17 protein-coding genes and 1 tRNA gene are annotated in these 18,300 nt (G+C 62.9%); 6 read left to right on the top strand and 12 right to left on the bottom strand.

Annotated elements, in window-relative coordinates; genetic code table 11:
• Positions 1 to 255, top strand: a 255-nt coding sequence (locus HV773_RS29795; RefSeq protein ID WP_175197695.1) for a hypothetical protein, incomplete at its 5' end; no start/stop codon positions are given.
• Between the two features lie 13 nt (positions 256 to 268).
• Complete coding sequence (locus HV773_RS29800) at positions 269 to 832, top strand: hypothetical protein (protein ID WP_129561758.1); 564 nt, start codon at positions 269 to 271, stop codon at positions 830 to 832.
• 55 nt (positions 833 to 887) lie between these two features.
• Here the strand turns inward: HV773_RS29800 and HV773_RS29805 are convergent, their stop codons facing one another.
• The 3 genes from HV773_RS29805 to HV773_RS29815 form a co-directional block, all read right to left on the bottom strand.
• Positions 888 to 1,682, bottom strand: a complete 795-nt coding sequence (locus tag HV773_RS29805; protein WP_129561757.1) for a hypothetical protein — start codon at positions 1,680 to 1,682, stop codon at positions 888 to 890.
• A gap of 395 nt (positions 1,683 to 2,077) precedes the next feature.
• Positions 2,078 to 2,154: transfer RNA gene (locus HV773_RS29810), tRNA-Met, on the bottom strand.
• 149 nt (positions 2,155 to 2,303) lie between these two features.
• Positions 2,304 to 2,849, bottom strand: coding sequence for a PadR family transcriptional regulator (locus HV773_RS29815; protein WP_129561756.1), 546 nt, complete (start codon positions 2,847 to 2,849; stop codon positions 2,304 to 2,306).
• A 268-nt stretch (positions 2,850 to 3,117) separates the two neighbouring features.
• On the opposite strand from HV773_RS29815, the gene HV773_RS29820 reads away from it, so the two are divergent.
• Positions 3,118 to 4,104, top strand: a complete 987-nt coding sequence (locus tag HV773_RS29820; protein ID WP_129561755.1) for an NAD(P)H-dependent flavin oxidoreductase — start codon at positions 3,118 to 3,120, stop codon at positions 4,102 to 4,104.
• 108 nt (positions 4,105 to 4,212) lie between these two features.
• Here HV773_RS29820 and HV773_RS29825 read toward each other — a convergent pair whose 3' ends face one another.
• A complete protein-coding gene (locus tag HV773_RS29825; RefSeq protein ID WP_129561754.1) occupies positions 4,213 to 4,842 on the bottom strand; it encodes a 2-hydroxychromene-2-carboxylate isomerase in 630 nt (209 codons plus the stop codon).
• Between the two features lie 79 nt (positions 4,843 to 4,921).
• Here HV773_RS29825 and HV773_RS29830 point away from each other — a divergent pair, with 79 nt between their 5' ends.
• Together HV773_RS29830 and xth are read left to right on the top strand one after the other, a co-directional pair.
• On the top strand, positions 4,922 to 5,650 hold the full coding sequence (locus tag HV773_RS29830; RefSeq protein WP_129561753.1) for an SDR family oxidoreductase: 729 nt from the start codon (positions 4,922 to 4,924) through the stop codon (positions 5,648 to 5,650).
• 89 nt (positions 5,651 to 5,739) lie between these two features.
• Positions 5,740 to 6,525, top strand: coding sequence for an exodeoxyribonuclease III (gene xth / locus HV773_RS29835; protein ID WP_129561752.1), 786 nt, complete (start codon positions 5,740 to 5,742; stop codon positions 6,523 to 6,525).
• A gap of 46 nt (positions 6,526 to 6,571) precedes the next feature.
• On the opposite strand, the gene HV773_RS29840 is transcribed toward xth, so the two are convergent.
• From HV773_RS29840 to glnA, 4 genes are all read right to left on the bottom strand, one after another.
• On the bottom strand, positions 6,572 to 8,653 hold the full coding sequence (locus tag HV773_RS29840; protein WP_129561751.1) for a prolyl oligopeptidase family serine peptidase: 2,082 nt from the start codon (positions 8,651 to 8,653) through the stop codon (positions 6,572 to 6,574).
• A 136-nt stretch (positions 8,654 to 8,789) separates the two neighbouring features.
• Positions 8,790 to 10,370 (bottom strand): nitrogen regulation protein NR(I), encoded by a 1,581-nt coding sequence (ntrC, locus tag HV773_RS29845; RefSeq protein WP_129561750.1) that lies wholly within the window; start codon positions 10,368 to 10,370, stop codon positions 8,790 to 8,792.
• 50 nt (positions 10,371 to 10,420) lie between these two features.
• Positions 10,421 to 11,563, bottom strand: a complete 1,143-nt coding sequence (gene glnL / locus HV773_RS29850; protein ID WP_129563310.1) for a nitrogen regulation protein NR(II) — start codon at positions 11,561 to 11,563, stop codon at positions 10,421 to 10,423.
• A gap of 167 nt (positions 11,564 to 11,730) precedes the next feature.
• Positions 11,731 to 13,146 carry a type I glutamate--ammonia ligase gene (gene glnA / locus HV773_RS29855; RefSeq protein ID WP_129561749.1) on the bottom strand — a complete coding sequence of 472 codons (1,416 nt, stop codon included), beginning with the start codon at positions 13,144 to 13,146 and terminating at the stop codon, positions 11,731 to 11,733.
• 476 nt (positions 13,147 to 13,622) lie between these two features.
• Here glnA and HV773_RS29860 point away from each other — a divergent pair, with 476 nt between their 5' ends.
• The gene (locus tag HV773_RS29860; RefSeq protein ID WP_129561748.1) at positions 13,623 to 14,087 is read left to right on the top strand and encodes a rhodanese-like domain-containing protein; all 465 of its coding nucleotides are present in this window, start codon (positions 13,623 to 13,625) and stop codon (positions 14,085 to 14,087) included.
• A gap of 174 nt (positions 14,088 to 14,261) precedes the next feature.
• On the opposite strand, the gene HV773_RS29865 is transcribed toward HV773_RS29860, so the two are convergent.
• From HV773_RS29865 to HV773_RS29880, 4 genes are all read right to left on the bottom strand, one after another.
• Positions 14,262 to 15,098 carry a competence/damage-inducible protein A gene (locus tag HV773_RS29865; protein ID WP_129561747.1) on the bottom strand — a complete coding sequence of 279 codons (837 nt, stop codon included), beginning with the start codon at positions 15,096 to 15,098 and terminating at the stop codon, positions 14,262 to 14,264.
• A gap of 111 nt (positions 15,099 to 15,209) precedes the next feature.
• Positions 15,210 to 16,043 (bottom strand): EI24 domain-containing protein, encoded by an 834-nt coding sequence (locus tag HV773_RS29870; RefSeq protein WP_129561746.1) that lies wholly within the window; start codon positions 16,041 to 16,043, stop codon positions 15,210 to 15,212.
• Positions 16,044 to 16,183: 140 nt separating this feature from the next.
• Complete coding sequence (locus HV773_RS29875; protein WP_129561745.1) at positions 16,184 to 17,212, bottom strand: sterol desaturase family protein; 1,029 nt, start codon at positions 17,210 to 17,212, stop codon at positions 16,184 to 16,186.
• A 45-nt stretch (positions 17,213 to 17,257) separates the two neighbouring features.
• Complete coding sequence (locus HV773_RS29880; RefSeq protein WP_129561744.1) at positions 17,258 to 18,289, bottom strand: YVTN family beta-propeller repeat protein; 1,032 nt, start codon at positions 18,287 to 18,289, stop codon at positions 17,258 to 17,260.
• Positions 18,290 to 18,300 lie beyond the last annotated feature (11 nt).

The raw sequence follows: 18,300 nt of genomic DNA on the forward strand, positions 1-18,300 counted from the left end.
TTCCTTCAGCACGCCAATAATCTGTTCTTCGGTGAATCGCTTCTTCATGACCGCTCCTTGTCGGAACGGACTCTACACCGTCAGCGTACTAATCGCGGGGAGCAGGTCAATATCAGCCAAGCGCGCGACCAACTCAATCGCAACGATGACAACTTGCAAGATGTCGTTTCGAAAGCGCGCGAATCCACACAGGCCGCCTTTGTCGATGTCGAAAACGCACAGTTCGCGCTCAAAAAACTGAAGGAAGCTCAATAGCGGGGGCTATCAGATGGACGGATTCTGGAGCGGTTTTTGGGGGCCATTCTTTACCTTCACGGGTAGCGTCATTGTCGCGGTCATCGCTAACTTCATTGCGAAAGACTTCGAGCGCTTCCGCGATGGGTCTGCGCTTGCAAGCGCCATCGCGGGTGAACTCGGTTCATACGCGATAGCGATAGAGGAACTGACGCGAAACGTGACATGGCTTGCCGAACAGGCCGAAGCAGGCAAGGCAATCCGCGTCGCGGACATCGAATTGCCCCGCGATTCGATTTATGAAAGTGCCGTGCCGAAACTCGGTCTTCTTGGCGTTGAACTACCGGAAAAGGTCGCGCTCACTTATGGGCGTATCCGTGCGTTCCGCACGCTTTACATGGTCATCGCGGGCGACAAGGTGAAGACGGATGTGGCGGGCCTTGGCAGGCTTTACCGTCAATTGCTCGTCAAGCTGACGGAAGCGGAAACTGAAGGACGGCAAACCGTCACGTTGCTTCACGCCCGCGCAAACGAAACGTTCTGTCATTCGCTGCGCGGGTCGTGGAAAAGATGGCGGGAAACGCGTTGTCGGACCTGAAATCCGCCCCGCCGTACCGCTCTCGCGGGTCGGTCTATGCCGAACGCTCCCGTTGTTACGCTGTGACGCGCTGCACGTTACAGATGTGCAGCGTTTCGCGTAACTGGAGAACAAAAAAATCAGGTTCGATGCGGACCAGACGCACGTCTTGAAACGCAGACAGGCCGCGAGACGACGCGATGCCGTGGGGAAAGTACTCGTAGAAGCGGCGGCGAACGTCAGCCTCTACATTGCGCAGTTGAACCTGGAACGCCCGATACCATCCCCAAACCTCTACTGGAACGCCTGACGCCATAATTCCCAAGGTGGGCATCACGGTTCGTCCATTGACCTGAATTGCGAAGTTCGCATGGTTTGAACGAAGGTTCTTCACCTGTTCGGGGCTGAAGGCCGCTCCCGTCACCAACTTGTTAGAAAAGTGAAGGTCCGGCCAGTTACGGTCCACGATTTCGAGCAATCGCGGGTTATCAAAAAGCTCCGGTTCGCCGTGTGAAACGATGTCAATCAGGTAGGCCGTCTGGTCTTTGATGCGCAGAAGCAGGAGGTCAGACGTTCCATATTTGCGCGTAACAAAGCCGTGCTCGTTCATGGTGTCGATGCTGTTGAGGTGCAAATGGTGTATGCCCCACGTCAGCAAAAGCGTGTCTTGAAACGCGGCACGCACGGCTAGCTTTGAAAGGTAAGGCCGGACACTCTCTCCTTTCCGTAGTCGCGACACAATCTCATCGAAGGCTTTTCGGCGCGTCTGGTACTTGGGGTTCTGCTGAATCTCCGCAGACAGACGCACATCGTAAGGCACGGGCGGAATCGTCCGTTCAGCTCGCGTGTACAGCAAAGCGAAGCGGTCCATAGCCGTATCGTGTGGCTTTGGCTCGTATCCAAGGCTTGCGAGAAGCTGACGTGCCAGGGAGTCCGCGTCAGCAACCAAATCCATTGCTATAAGCAATCGCATACCGGATTACAGGAGTAGGGGTGCTTCGATTGTAAGCGGGTGCGCCATGATACCGGGCCGCTCGCTGGAATTCGGGTCCGTGGTGCCGCTCGGGCGGGTTCGTGCTTCGGTCGGGAGGGGTGAGGCGCGAAGCCGTCACAGGCCCGGAAAAGCAAAAAGCCCGCTGGAAGGCGGGCTTGCGCTTGCGACGGGTTTGGCGAGATTCGCGCGGGCTTTGTCCAAATAGTGCCCAAAAACACAAAAAGAAGGACTTGCCTGAAAAGTGCTAAATCTCGCAAAGCCCTACTGGGCTTTGGTTGCGGGGGTAGGATTTGAACCTACGACCTTCGGGTTATGAGCCCGACGAGCTGCCAGACTGCTCCACCCCGCGTCCGTCAGAGAAAACTATTATAGGCATGGCCCGCGGTTACGTCAACAGTTAATTTCCAACCACTAATATCGCCGGCGCCCTTGCCCACGTCGACACATCGAAATTGATTCGGAATCCAAATTTACTTGCAATGCCCACTACACTGGATGTTACGCATCCCCCTGGTCCAGAAGCGGCCTGAGTTCCTCGGCCCATTCGATCCACGATTCCTGCGTGCGTATCCCGGCCTTAAGAATCGCATACTGCAACTGCTGCCCGCGCGTGAGGACCGGCGCACCGAAATCGCGCTGCTCGATCGCACGATAGGTCTCGAGGCGTGCACGCGCTTCTTCGACGAACCGCGGCAACTCCTCGCCCAGTCCAAGCGGGCCAATCACGGCATCGGCGCGCAGCTTCAGCAAGAACAGGTTGCGGTCATCGTGGCCCAGGCGCGTTTCGCGCACCCAGCGCACGACCTCCTCGCGGCCTACCGGAAGCACGCGGTAAACCTTCCTGCGCGTGGTGCTGGAGTGTGCGTCGTCCTCCTCCAGGACCGCGACCCAACCGGCCGCCACCATGCGGCCAAGCTCGCGGTAGATCTGCTGGTGCGTGGCCTGCCAGAAATAGCCAATCGCCCGGTCGAAGCGCCGGGCGAGGTCGTAGCCGGACGACGGCTTTTCCAGCAGGGCAATCAGGATGGCGTGTGGGGTCGACATGAGGCGATTCTAAACCAGGCCCCTGCGATGCCGCCCCGGTTTTCCAGTGACCGGTTCGATCCTGACCGGTTCGCCCCTGAATGCGGGCACTATGCAACTAGTTGCATAGTGCCCGCCGGTTTGCTATGTTTAACCCTGTTGCCCTCCAGCACGGGCGCACAACGTGAACAACCCGGCGGCGCCCCAATCCGGCCGCCGCCCTCATTCAGCTTTGCACGAGATGGAACCCGGCGCTCATACGCGCGCTTCCATCGACCAGGAGATACACATGGCCCTGCCCGCCGTCCTGCGACGCGGCCTCTCGATTCCCGTCGTCGGCTCGCCGCTTTTCATCATTTCGAACCCCAATCTCGTGATCGCGCAGTGCAAGGCGGGCGTGGTCGGCTCGTTCCCCGCGCTGAACGCGCGGCCCGAGCACGTGCTGGGCGAATGGCTCGACCGCATCACGACCGAGCTCGCCGAATACAACGCGAAGCATCCCGATCGGCCCGCTGCGCCGTTCGCGGTGAATCAGATCGTCCACAAGTCGAACGACCGCCTCCAGCACGATCTGGGCGTGTGCGCCGAGTACAAGGTGCCCATCGTCATCACGTCGCTGGGCGCGCGCGCGGACGTGAATCAGGCTATTCATGGCTGGGGCGGCATCGTCCTGCACGACGTGATCAACAACACGTTCGCAAAGAAAGCCATTGAGAAAGGCGCGGACGGCCTGATCGCCGTCGCTGCCGGCGCAGGCGGCCATGCAGGCACGCTCTCGCCGTTCGCACTCATCCACGAGATTCGCGAATGGTTCGACGGCCCGCTGCTGCTCTCGGGCGCAATCGGCAACGGCAACGCAATTCTCGCGGCGCAGGCCGCCGGCGCGGACCTCGCGTATGTCGGCTCGGCTTTCATCGCCACCGATGAGGCGAATGCGGTTGACGCCTACAAGCAGATGATCGTCGAAAGCGGCGCGGCCGATATCGTCTACTCGAATCTCTTCACCGGCGTGCACGGCAACTATCTGCGCTCGAGCATCGTGGCAAGCGGCCTGGATCCCGATGCGCTGCCGCAATCCGACCCGTCGGCGATGAACTTCGGCTCGACCCGCGTGAAGCCGTGGAAGGACATCTGGGGCGCAGGCCAAGGCATCGGCGCGGTCAAGAACGTCGTGCCCGCTGCCGAATTGATCGCGCGCCTGAAGCGTGAGTACGAAGCCGCGCGCGAACGCCTGGGCGTGGCGAACGAGAATGTCGAAGCCGCGGCGCTAGCCTAGGCCACGACAACGTAGAAACAGGGGGAACGCATGGCCCACACCGGCGCTCCCCACACCCACTCGCGAAGCGCACGCGCTTCGCTCATATCGCATCAGGCGCGCCCGCATTTACGTGGACGCCTTCACACGCGCAATCTCCTCTTCGACGTCGCGCAAGCGGTCCTTGCCGAAGAATATTTCCTCACCGACGAAGAAAGTCGGCGCACCGAACGCGCCGCGCTCATACGCGGCCTGAGTGTTCGCGAGCAGCGCGCCCTTGACGCTCGCTTCGCCCATCGCCGTTTCGAAGCGCGCCGCGTCGAACCCATCCGCCTCCAGCGTGGCGCGCAACACCTGCGAGTCGTCGAGCTTCAAGCCGTCTTCCCACATGTGCGCGAACATGCGATCGACGTAGCGCTCGAACATCCCCTCCGTGCCCTCCTGCTGTGCCGCGACCGCGCCACGCATCAATTGCAGCGTGTTCACGGGAAAGTGCGGATTCATGCGATACGCCGCGAGCCCGTGTTTTTCGACGAAGCGCTGGATCTCCAGCATCATGTACCTGCGCTTGTTCTCGATGTGCGCGGTGGTCTCGACCGGCGAGCGGTTGCCGGTCAGCTTGAAGAGTCCGCCGAGCAGGATCGGCACGTATTCGAAACGCACGCCCTGTCGCGTCTCGATGGACGGAATCACCTTGTGGCTCAGATAAGCGTTAGGACTGCCAAAATCGAAAAGAAACTGGACGTTCACCGCGCTCATTGTGGCTCCTTCACGTGTGCGTGCAATGTGTTGATGCATATTCGTCCATGCCGATGAACAATACAAGGAGACAAACACCATGACCCCAAAGAAAGCCGTGCTCGTGATTGGCGCGGGCGACGCCACGGGCGGCGCGATTGCGCGCCGCTTCGCACGCGAGGGCTATATCGCCTGTGTGACGCGTCGCCAGGCCGACAAACTCGCGCCGCTCGTCGCGCAGATCGAAGCCGAAGGCGGCATCGCGCACGCATTCGGTACGGATGCGCGCAACGAAGAAGACACGATCGCGCTCTTTGCCGAAATCGAAGCGAACATCGCACCCATCGAGGCCGCGATCTTTAATATCGGAGCGAACGTGCGCTTCGACGTTACCGAGACCACGGCGCGCGTTTATCAAAAGGTATGGGAAATGGCCTGTTTCGCGGGTTTCCTGATGGGACGCGAAGCAGCCAAGGTCATGCTGCCACGCGCTCGCGGCTCGATCTTCTTCACGGGCGCGACCGCGAGCCTGCGTGGGCGCGCGGGCTTTTCCGCATTCGCGGGCGCCAAGCATGCGCTGCGCGCGCTCGCGCAATCGATGGCGCGCGAGCTTGGCCCGCAGGGCATTCACGTCGCGCAAATCATCGTCGATGGCGCAATCGATACGGCATTCATTCGCGAGAATTTCCCGGAGCGCTACAAGCTCAAGGAACGCGACGGAATACTGAATCCCGAGCACATCGCCGACGCCTATTGGACGCTGCACCAGCAGCCAAAAGACGCGTGGACGCACGAAATGGATCTGCGGCCGTGGATCGAAGAATGGTGAGCCGATGAACGCCGTGGCGCGGCGGCGGCCCGCCCCGTGTCATCGGGCGTTATGATTCGGTATTTCGCCGATCCACCGTTCATCCATTCATGAAAATCGCCACCTGGAATGTGAATTCCCTGAAGGTTCGTCTGCAGCATGTCATCGACTGGCTCGGGCAGAGCAAGGTCGACGTGCTCTGCCTCCAGGAGCTGAAGCTCACCGACGACAAGTTCCCGCGCGCAGAACTCGAGGCTCAAGGCTATCGCAGCTGGTTCGCGGGCCAGAAGACTTATAACGGCGTGGCCATTCTCGTGCGCGAGGGCCTTGCCGTCGACGAGGCCACGGTCGTGCGCAACATCCCCGGCTTCGAAGATCCCCAGCAGCGCGTGATTGCTGCCACCGTAGACGGCGTGCGCATCGTCAGTGCGTATTTCCCCAACGGCCAGGCGCCCGGCACCGAAAAGTTCGCCTACAAGCTGAGCTGGCTCGATGCGATGCACGACTGGCTCGGCGCAGAGATGGGGCGGCATCCTCAGCTCGCGCTGCTCGGCGATTACAACATCGCGCCGGAAGACCGCGACGTGCACGACCCCAAGGCCTGGGAGGGCCAGAACCTCGTCTCGCCCGAAGAGCGCGCGCAATTCCAGCGCCTCATCGCGCTCGGTTTCGTCGACGCGTACCGCCAGTTCGAGCAGCCCGAAAAGATGTTCACGTGGTGGGACTATCGCATGTTCGCGTTCCGCCGCAACGCGGGCGTGCGCATCGACCACATTCTGCTCTCGCCCACGCTCACGCCGTTGCTCGTGTCGTGCGAGATCGACAAGGTGCCGCGCAAATGGGAGCAACCTTCGGACCACACGCCCGTCGTGGCCGACCTGAAGATCGCGGACTGAGCGCTCCAATCCTGCCCTTCGGGCGCAGGCACGCAGCCCGCGCCGCTCACCACGCTCCGCCGAGCGTGGTCCACAAAAAGCGGTACACGACCGCATCGTATTGCGCGCGTTCGAGCGAATCGCTGCCCGGCCCGTGGCCGCCTTCGGTGTTCTCCAGATACCAGACCTTCGCGTGCCCCTGCTCCTGCATGCGCGCGACCATCTTGCGCGCGTGCGCGGGATGCACGCGGTCATCGCTGGTCGACGTCGTGAAAAGCACGCTCGGATACGCGACGCCAGCCTTCACGCGCTGATACGGCGAGTATTCGGCAAGCGCCCGCCCTTCTTCGGAATCCTCAGGATCGCCGTATTCGTCCATCCACGACGCCCCCGCGTGCAGCAGTGGATAGCGCTGCATGTCGAGCAGCGGCACTTCGCACACCACCGCGCCGAACAGTTCCGGACGCTGCACCATGCACGCGCCAACCAGCAAGCCACCGTTGCTGCCACCCTTGATGCCCAGTTGCGCCGCGCTCGTGTAACCCTCCGCCACCAGTTGCTCCGACACCGCGATGAAGTCGTCGAACGAGCGCTGCCGATGCTCGCGTTGCGCGTCCACGTGCCAGGCGGTGCCATACTCGCCGCCGCCGCGAATATGGGCGATGGCGACGATGCCGCCCTGCTCCAGCCAGCCAATGCCCGAGCCGACCAGATACTGCGGCGTGAGCGCGATCGCAAAGCCGCCATAACCCGTCAGCAAGCACGGCAACGGCTTGCGCGCCCCACCCTCGAGCGCGGCGCGCGGACCAACCACGGTGAACGGCACCATCGTGCCGTCCGATGAGCGCGCGTGCGAGCGGATCACGGCCAGCGGCGCGGCATCGAACTGCGTGGGCCAGCGATCGAGCAGTTCCCAGTTCTGCAAGTCCTGCTGTGCGAGATCGGCGAGCCAATATTCGGGCGGCAGCAAATAGTCGTCCACGTCGACAAAGACTTCGTCGTTGAGCGTGTCCTCGATGGGTGAGACGTCAACCTGCGAACTCGCGCGCGCCGGGAAAAGGCGCGATTGCCACGCCCACGCGCCGTCTTTCTGCTGCGGCTCCCACAGCATCGTGCGGCTTTGCACGTCGTCGAGCCACGAGACGATCAGGACGTTTTTCGTAGTACTCCAGTCGCAGGCGGAGGTCACCGGCGTAGGCGTGAAAAGCGGCGTGACGTTGCGATCGCCAGCAAGGAACGCGTCTTCGCGAATGGCGAGCAGCGAGCCGCCCGCCCACGTGTGTTGGCCGAGCGCCCAGTCGAGCCTCGGCTCGAGCATCAGCCAGCCGTGCCACGCACCCACTGCCACGTGCGAAGGCACGTCGTAGAGTTGCCACTGGTCGCGCTCGTCGAGTCGGTAAGTCAAGGAGTCGAAAAAGTCGACGCTGCGCACCACGTCATGACGCTTCTCGACGGGGTCGTAATCGCCCTCCACGCTGATGTCGTCGAACTCGCCGCGGAACACCACGGGTGCATCGGCGAGACGCGTGCCGCGCGTCCAGCGGCGCACTTCGCGCGGGTAGCCTGAACGCGTGAGCGTCTTCTTGCCGTGATCCCAGCCAACGTACACCGTATCGCGGTCGATCCACGAGATGATGTGCTTGCCTTCCTTCTCGATCGCAAAACCGCCGTCGACGAACACGCGTCTTTCGAGGTCGAACTCGCGCACGGTGACGGCATCGGCACCGCCGTCCGAAAGCTGGATCAGCGCGCGGTCGCCGTCGGGATAAAGGATGTCGATGCCCGCGCACACCCAGGGCATGCGTTCAGCCGCGCCGAGCGCATCGAAGTCGATGAGCGTCTGCCACTGCGGTTTGCGCGCGCGCCAGTCGGCCCACTTCGCGCGGCGCCACAGGCCCTTCGGATTGTCTTCGTCTTCCCAGAGATCGTAGGCCCACTCCTGCCAGCGGCTCGGGATCACGGGCCGCTCGCGTGGCAAATAGGCCTGCGCGAGACGCTTTTCCAATGCTTCGAAGCGTTCGCCGCCTTGCCATACACTGCGCGTGCGCGCGTTCTGCGCCTCGACCCAGGCCATGGCGGCGGGGTCGTCGAGCGATTCAAGGGAGAGGAACGGATCGGCCTCGGCGGGCCACGGGGAAGTCACGGGCATGTTCGATCATCGACGGGAAACCAGCGTCGATTATGCCCCACCGCGCGCGAAGCGCCTTGCGCCTGCACACAGCCCGTTTTGGGACGGCCCGTGCGCAACGGCACAGCCGGCCGCCGCGCACGGCTCATGCCGCGCTTCATTCGAGGTCGAGTTCCTGGATCTTGCGCGTGATGGTGTTGCGGCCGATGCCGAGTCGCTCGGCGGCCTCGACCTTGCGTCCGCGCGTATAGTCGAGCGCTTCGCGGATCACCGCGGCTTCGAAGCGTCGCGAGAGTTCGTCCATGACGCCGGCGCTGTTCTCACGCAGAAGGCGCGCGACTTCCGTGCGCAAACCGCTCTCCCATACGCCCATGGGCAGCGCCGCAGCGCCGTTGGCCGCGGAGTGCGCCCCCGGCATGCCGCCACTTGCGCCCTGCACGCTTGCGAAACTAGCGGCGCCTGCGACACCCGCCGGCGCGGTCAGCGCGCTCTCGCCACCCGCGAGCGACGTCCCCACCGGAATAGTGGCCGCCGTCGCTTCGCCCAACGCACCCGCGTGAGCGCCCTCGATTGCCGCCGCATGCGCGGGCACCAGATCAGGCGGCAGATCCTTGATCTCGATGGTCTGCGCGGGCGCCATCACCGTGAGCCAGTTCGCGAGGTTTTCGAGTTGGCGCACATTGCCCGGAAACGCCAGCGACGACATATACGCCAGCGCCTCGTCGGAGACGCGCTTGGGCTCGACGCCCAGTTCGCGCGCGCTCTTCTGCAGAAAATGGCGCGTGAGCAGCGGGATGTCCTCGCTGCGCTCGCGCAGCGCCGGCAAGCGCAGGCGGATCACGTTGAGGCGGTGATACAAGTCCTCGCGGAACAGCCCCTGGCGCACGCGCGTTTCCAGGTTCTGGTGCGTGGCCGCGATCACGCGCACGTTCGCGCGCAATGGATTGTGGCCACCGACGCGATAGAACTGCCCATCGGAGAGCACGCGCAACAGACGCGTCTGCAGGTCGAACGGCATGTCGCCGATTTCGTCGAGAAACAGCGTGCCGTTCTCGGCCTGCTCGAAGCGGCCCTGGCGCATCGCCTGTGCGCCCGTGAACGCTCCGCGCTCATGGCCAAACAGTTCGGATTCCAGAAGATCCTTGGGGATCGCGGCAGTGTTCAGCGCAATGAACGGACCGTTGGCGCGTGGGCTATGGCGGTGCAACGCGCGCGCGACCAACTCCTTTCCGGTGCCGGATTCGCCCGTGATGAGCACGGTGGCCGCCGAATGCGAGAGGCGGCCGATGGCGCGAAACATGTCCTGCATCGCTGGCGCCTGGCCCAGCATCTCGGGAGCCTCGGCGGGCCGCTCGTCCCATTGATGCTCGCCGCGCATGCTCTCGTCCACGGCGCGGCGGATCAACTCGACGGCCTTGGCCACGTCGAAGGGCTTGGCGAGATACTCGAACGCGCCGCCCTGGAACGCGGCCACCGCGCTGTCGAGGTCGGAGAACGCGGTCATGATGATCACGGGCAGGCCCGGCACGCGCTCGCGCACCGTCTGCAGCAATTCGAGGCCCGAGCCGCCCGGCATGCGAATGTCGGAGACAAGCACCTGCGGGCTGTCGTGTTCGAGGGCGCTCGCTGCGTCGCGCACGTTCGAGAAGCTGCGGGTCGCGAGATTCTCGCGCGCCAGGGCTTTTTCGAGCACCCAGCGTATCGATTGGTCGTCGTCTACTATCCAGATCGGCTTCATAAGGTCGGTCAGAAGTCCTGGTGGCTTGCGATAGAAGTAATGGCGGTGGATCAGTTGTCGAGCGGCAGCAGGATCTGAAACTCCGTATGGCCCGGCCGGCTTTCCACTTCGATCAATCCGTCGTGTTGCTGAACGAATGTCTGCGCAAGCGTGAGCCCGAGACCGCTGCCATCCTCGCGCCCAGAGACGAGCGGATAGAAGATGCGGTCCCGGATCTCCTCGGGAATGCCGGGTCCGTTATCGATGACATGCAAGTCCAGTGCCAGCTTGCACAGGCGCTTGGAAATCGTGACCTTGCGCGCGATGCGCGTGCGCAGTTCGATGCGCGCGTCGCCTTGCGAAATCCGTTCGCGCAGTGCCTGCGCCGCGTTGCGCACAATGTTCAGCAGTGCCTGGATCAGTTGCTCCTTGTCGCCGCGCAGGTCGGGCACGCTCACGTCGTAGTCGCGCTCGATCGTGAGGCCGCGCGGAAACTCTGCGAGGATCACGGCGCGCACGCGCTCGCACACCTCGTGAATGTTCACGTCGCCAACGATATGCGGATGCCGGTGCGGTTCGAGCAGCCGGTCGACGAGCGTTTGCAACCGGTCCGACTCCTTGATGACGACCTGCGTGTACTCGCGCAACTCGTCGCGTCCGAGCGTGCCGAGCTCGAATTCGAGCAACTGCGCCGCACCGCGAATGCCGCCCAGCGGGTTCTTGATCTCGTGCGCGAGATTGCGGATCAGATGCTTGTTGACGGTCGCGAGGTCGTGAATGCGCTCCTCGCGATCGCTCTTGAGATGACGCTCGTTTTCGAACAGCTCGAGCAGCACGTAGTCGGGCGCGCTCTCGAGAAAGCCGACGATCGCGTGCACATGCAGCGCCTCGCGGCCCGGTCGCTCGAGCGAGGCGTCGAGCCGCGTCGCATGAAAACGGTGCGCCGCGATCGACGCGATCGTTTCGAGCAGTTCGTCAGCGTTGGAGAAAAGATCGGACCACGCCATCTGCGCGAGCTGACGCCGCGAGAGATCGAGCATCGCCTCGGCCGTGGGGTTCGCGAACGCCACGCGCAGGGTGCGCTTGTCGAGCACGAGCACAACGGTGGGCAGCGCTTCGAAGCCGGGCAACAGACCCGACTCCACGAGCGCCGCCTCGTCCGAGAGCGGCTCCGCGTGGCCCTTCTTTGCCTTGATCAGATTCTTGAGCACCATGTTGCGAACAGGCGGGTTCAATCCATATCGTTAAAAAACCGCAACGCGGCAATCACGCCAACGAAAAAGGGACGGCAACGCCGTCCCTTTATGACCGAAGTTGACATGCTTGCCGACGTCGGACGAGCGCTTCGCCACGTAAGCACGTGCGAAGCGCCTTTCGTCGATTACAGCGAGTAGTACAGTTCGAACTCGACCGGGTGCGTGGTCATGCGCACGCGCTGGAGCTCGCCTTCCTTCAGTTCGAGGTAGGCGTCGAGCATCGAATCCGTGAACACGCCACCGCGCGTCAGGAACTCGCGATCCTTGTCGAGCGCTTCCAGAGCCTGGTCGAGGCCGGCGCAAACGGTCGGGATCTTTGCATCCTCTTCCGGCGGCAGGTCGTACAGGTTCTTGTCGGCGGCTTCGCCCGGGTGGATCTTGTTCTGCACGCCGTCCAGACCCGCCATCATCAGTGCCGAGAAGCACAGGTACGGGTTGGCCAGCGGATCCGGGAAGCGCGTTTCGATACGGCGGCCCTTCGGGTTCGACACGTGCGGAATACGGATCGATGCCGAGCGGTTGCGTGCCGAGTAGGCGAGCTTGACCGGTGCTTCGAAGTGCGGAACCAGACGCTTGTACGAGTTCGTGCCCGGGTTCGTGATGGCGTTCAGCGCGCGAGCGTGCTTGATGATGCCGCCGATGTAGAACAGCGCGAATTCCGAGAGGCCTGCGTAGCCGTTGCCCGCGAACAGGTTCTGGCCGTCCTTCCAGATCGACTGGTGAACGTGCATGCCCGAACCGTTGTCGCCAACGATCGGCTTCGGCATGAACGTGGCCGTCTTGCCGTACGTGTGCGCGACGTTGTGGATGATGTACTTCATCTGCTGCGTCCAGTCCGCGCGCTCAACCAGCGTCGAGAACTTCGTGCCGATTTCGTTCTGGCCCTGGCCCGCCACTTCGTGGTGGTGCACTTCGACCGGAATGCCGATCTGTTCGAGCAGCAGGCACATTTCCGAACGCATGTCCTGGAACGTGTCGACCGGTGCGACCGGGAAGTAGCCGCCCTTCACGCCCGGACGGTGACCCGGGTTGCCGCCTTCCATCTCGCGCCCCGACGACCACGGTGCTTCGTCCGAACCGATCTTGACGAAGGTGCCCGACATGTCCGTGTTCCACTGGACCGAGTCGAAAATGAAGAACTCGGGTTCCGGACCGAAGAAGGCCGTGTCGCCGAGACCCGTGCTCTTCAGGTACGCTTCGGCGCGCTTGGCGAGCGAGCGCGGGTCGCGCTCGTAGCCCTTGCCGTCCGCCGGCTCGACCACGTCGCAGGTCAGCACGAGCGTCGACTCTTCGTAGAACGGGTCGATGAACGCCGTGTTCGCATCCGGGACGAGCAGCATGTCCGAGGCTTCGATGCCCTTCCAGCCAGCAATCGACGAACCGTCAAATGCATGACCCGACTCGAACTTGTCTTCGTCGAAGTGCGACAGCGGAACCGAGACGTGTTGCTCCTTGCCGCGCGTGTCCGTGAAGCGGAAGTCGACAAACTTGACGTCTTCGTCCTTGACGAGTTGCATGACGTCGGCCACGGATTTGCTCATAACCTTTTCTCCTGATTAACGATTTCGGCGAACGTTGCCGCCGTGCCAATTCTGTTGATTCACACCGCTGTGAATCGATCGCGACATATAAAGCAGCTTCTGTGCCAGCTTTGTGCCACACATGCGCAAACCCAATGTGGGCACGCACCTGAAGTGAAACGGCGCGCGCCGCAAACGTGCCGGCGCCACAAACTGGCCGGTCGTTCGCACCAAATCAGTGCATCACCGGATTTGGCACACGAAACACACTCCATTATGGTGCATAAAAATCTCGACGCACCAATCCGATGCAAAACCGCCGGTGCGACAAATCGCACGCACCGCGCACGCGCATACTAACCCGGTGCAGGGTAGTGCATTAACGCCGTACCGCCCCGCCAGCGCTCATCCGCGCGCCAGCAACGCCCGCTTCACGCACCATGCAGCGCGCTAGAATAATCTTTTGGTCCAACACGAGAAATAGGAGATCTGCCGTCATGAGTACGCTCGAACAGTTGTACGCCCAAGCCGAAAAGCGCCGCGCCGAGAACCAGCTGCCCTACGCGGGCGCGGTCTCGCCCGCCGAGGCGTTCGAGCTTCTGCAACTCGATACGCGCGCGAAGCTCGTCGACGTGCGCACGCGCGCCGAGCTCGACTGGGTCGGCCGCCCCGTGGTGGGCGACGGCCAGTATGCCCATGTCGAATGGACGCGCTACCCCGGCGGCGTGCCCAACGCCGAATTCATCGCCCAGCTCAAGAGCGTCGCCGATCCCGACACGCCCGTGCTGTTCCTCTGCCGCAGCGCCGCGCGCTCGAAGCTCGCGGCCATCGAAGCCGCCAAGGCCGGCTTCACGCACGCGTACGACCTGCTGGAGGGCTTCGAAGGCGACAAGAACAGCGAAGGACATCGCAAGACGATCACGGGCTGGTGCTTCCGCGGCCTGCCCTGGCTGGGCGCCTGACGTCAAAGCCGCCCGATGGGGCTAAATCAGCCGGGTTGGCTCGGAATTGACCGGCACAAGCCCGGCGGCTCACTTTGAGCGCCCCATGTGACACGACGATGATGGGCTCGCACGCCCCGGAGCACCGGCCCGGGGATCGTGCGAATCTCGCGCTCGAACCCGCCGTAGCCGCCGTTAGCGGCGCGGCGCGGCGCTCTGGATCTTGACCGGCTCGGGCGGCTCCACGATGTCGCCGCCCAGCAGATGCACCCCTTCGCGCAACTTCACGAACGCTGCGGCGACCGCCTCCGGCTCCCCCTTCACACCCAGATCGATATGCCGGCGCGCATAAACGCCGCCGCGCTCGGTGTCGCCCACGCTCGGCAGACTGAACACACGCACGCCCGGGAAATCATGCTCGATGCGCTCCATGAGCGGCGTGAGCGTCGACTCCGGCAACTCGAACACCAGCAGCGACTTCTCCGCGTGCGGCATCTGATGATGCAAATGTGCGTACTTCGTATCGAGCACCCATTCGATCATCGGCCAGGCCATCACCGGAAAGCCCGGCACGAAATGGTGCTCGCGAATCGAAAAGCCCGGGATCTTGTTGTAGCCGTTCGGGATGATCTCGCAACCCTCCGGAAACGTGCCCATCTGGAAACGGTGCTGATTCTCGTGCGAATTGAAGTCGATCGGATCAGCGCCCGTGTGCATGTCGCGGATGCGCTCGCTGATCGCCGCCTCCGCGTCCGGGTGCAGCACGAGCGGCACGCCGAGCGCAGCCGCCGCGCACTGGCGCGTGTGATCGTCGGGCGTCGCACCGATGCCGCCCGTGGAAAACACGATGTCGCCCGACGCAAACGAGCGCTTGAGCGTCGCCGTGATTCGCGCCGGGTCGTCGCCAACGTATTCGGCCCAATCGAGCGCGAGTCCGCGCGTGCCCAGCAGCTCGATAATCTTCGGCAGATGCTTGTCGCTGCGGCGACCCGAGAGAATCTCATCACCGATGATGATGACGCCAAATGCCATGAATGACCTCGTCGTGATTCGTTGTAGTTCGTCGTGGTTCGTCGCAATTCTTCGCAAGCGCGGGAGTCGGGAGTCGAGAGCCGCGGACTCCTGTGCGGATTCAGTGCAGATTTAGTGTGTGACGGTCACATCATGCCCCGTCTGGTGCGTTTGCGCCGTGCGCAGGCGCTGGAGCGCGTGCAGGCAGTAGTGGCCAAACCAGAGTGCCGTGAACACCAGAATGAACGCATAGATCCACACGGTCGCCACAGCTACGAACGGGAAAAACAACAGCAGCCACGCGGAGGCGATCCAGATCGCCGTGGGCAGCGAGCTGAGCAGGCCGCTCACCACGCCGATCGCGAGCAGCGGCAGCCGGTGCCGGCGCACGAGTTCGCGTCGCTCCTCGGTGGTGGCGTGCAGCGCGAGCGCGTCGTAGGTCATCACGCGATAGGTCAGCCAGCCCCACAACAGCGGCGGCAACACCGCGAAGAACGGCGGAAAAAACCAGAACGGCAGCGAGACGCACAGCAGCACGATGCAAATCACCGTGGTCCAGAGCGAATGAAACAGGCTGCCGTACCAGCTGCCGCCATGCCGCTCCTCCAGCGTCGAGTACTGCCGGGCGGAGAGATAGCGGATCACGCGCGGCATCGAGATCGCCACGATCAGCAGCAGCACGGTAATGACGATGAGCGGAACCGATAGCACGATCACCACGAATGGCCCGATCATGTTGCGCAGCGCGCCATAGCCGAGCAAGTCGAACAGATGGTAGAGGTACGCGGTGGCCCACCAATGTTCGAGCGCGGGACGCAGCGCATCGACAAGCGGTTGCCAGAACGCATAGAGCAAGCCGCCCCACACCCCCGCCGCCACGAGAAACGGCACGAAGGTGAGGAACAGCATGGAGGGGTGGAACGCGCCCACAAGCGCGCGCCCGAACGAGCGCAACAGATCGTTCATGCGAGGAAGAAAGCAGCGGTCAGACGAGCAAGCATTGCGAGGCCCATGGGTTCGGTGCGTCAAATCGACAGCATAAACCACGGCACGATGGGCCGTCTAAAGTCGTGAAGTATCACGAAGTACCGATCGAATCGATAGGATCAGGCGGCGCTGGCGTCGTCGCGGGTATCGCCCCTGGTGCGCCGCTGCGCCGCGAGCCGCCGCGCGATGCGCCGGAACGCGAGCCCTTGCTGCGCCCAGAAGCCCTCGCCATAGCGCTCGCCTTCAAGCTGGTCACGAATGCCGGTAGGTTCGATTTCGCGATTGAAAGAAGCACTGCCGAACATCATGTCCCACCACGGAAACAGCACGCCGAAATTGCAGCCGTAGGTCGTGCCCTCGTGGCCATAGCCGATGGCGTGATGGCGGCGGTGAAAGCGCGGGCTCACGACGAGCCGCTCGCCAAGCCAGCCGAAGTGCCAGCGAATATTGGCGTGCTGCACGTTCTGCACGAAGTTCGTGAGCGCGACAAGCACGACGAACTGAGCCGGCGGCACGCCAATCACGAGCGCGATGGCGGCGAACATGCAGGACTGCCCCAGCACGTCCAGCAGGTGATTGCGGTTATCGCACCAGAACGACATCTTGCGCTGGCTGTGATGGACCGCGTGCAGTTCCCACCAGATGCCGAAGCGGTGCGAAAAACGGTGATACCAGTAGCCGAAGAAGTCGAGCACGATCAGATAGATCACGAACGTGACGAGCGGCACGGTCGTTACGCCGGGCCAAAGATTGTCGATATCGACGCTCATCACGCCGTGCAGGCGCAACCAGCCCTGCGCGCGGTCGAAAACCGGCTGCAGCGCGAAAAAGAACAGCAGGTTGAAAATGCCGAGCCGCGTGATCCAGGTATAGACGGCGTCCACGCCCACGCTCTTGCGGTCGCGCCACTTTTCGGCCGGCACGAGCGCTTCGAGCGGGCGCAGGATCGCGTACATCGCGCCAATCTCCAGCACGCCGACGATCACCCAGTAAAGCGCGTCGAACGTGTCTTCGTCCACGTCCATGAAGCCCGCGTAAAAGAGCAGCGGCTGCAAGACCTTGACATACACGAGCGTCTGGAGCCACGACACGAGGTCGTCGGCGCCGGACGCGGCCCAATGTGCGCAGGAGTTCAGAAAAGCTAGCATGTGCGGCGGCCAATCATGGGTGAAGCACCCTAAGAACCAGGTCACTCAAGCGCCGTTGGGCGACATAACCGGCGCACGGTCATAAAAGTAGATGCCGTGCGGCGAGCGGCCCACCGGAATCGTCTTGATGAGCTTCTTCGTCTGCATGTCGATCACGCCGATCTGCCTGGCGAAGCGGAACGTCACCCAGAGATAGCGCTTGTCGGCGGTGAGTTCCATGTCGTCGGGCCCGGGTAGCAGGCCATTGATCTCGCCCACTTTCTCGAGCGACTCTTCGTCGATGATGCTGATGACGTTCGACACGCGGCTCGACACCAGCACGTGGCGGCCATCCACCATCGAACGGAAGTTGTGCGCCGCCTTGCCCACCTGAATCGTCTTGACGACCTTCTGGTTGCGCCAGTCCACCACCGCAACGTAGTCGGCGCCGGTCATGCCGACGAGCAGATACTTCTCACCCGGCGTGAGCCAGAGGCCCGCGGGCGCCGCGCCTACTTTCATCTTCCACAGCACGCGTTGGGTAGGCAGATCGACCGCTGCGATCTCGCCCGACACCTGCAGCGAAACGAACACGGTGTTGCTGTCCTTCGTGAACGCGAGGTGGCTCGGCATGGCCGAGAGCGGCAGGCGCTTGGCGATCGTGAAATTTCCGGCGCCGCCGTAGTGATAGATGTCGAGACGGTCCAGACGCAAGCCCGTGGTCACGAACCACTTGTTGTCGGGCGAAAAACCGAGCTGATACGGGTCCTCGATATTCTCGATCCAGCGCTGTGGCTTGCCCGTCTTCGGATCGACGAACAGCAGGTTGTTCGACACCGAATTCGCGACGATGAGCGAGCTGTTGTCCGGCGTCGGGAACAGGTGGTGCGGCTCCTTGCCGGTGGGCACAGTGCCGATCACCTGGTGAGTCTTGTCGTCGATGAGGCTCAGCGTGGCTTCGCCCGAGTTCAGCACGATGATGTTATTGGCGCGCGCGGCGGTTGCGCCAATGCCCGCGAACGCGGCGCAGGCCAGCGTGGCGCAGGCGGCCTTCACGACGAGGCGGCCCGCGGCGCGGCGGAAAGATTGATTACGCATGGAGAGTTGAT

This window comes from Paraburkholderia caffeinitolerans, assembly GCF_902859945.1.
GTDB lineage: Bacteria > Pseudomonadota > Gammaproteobacteria > Burkholderiales > Burkholderiaceae > Paraburkholderia > Paraburkholderia caffeinitolerans.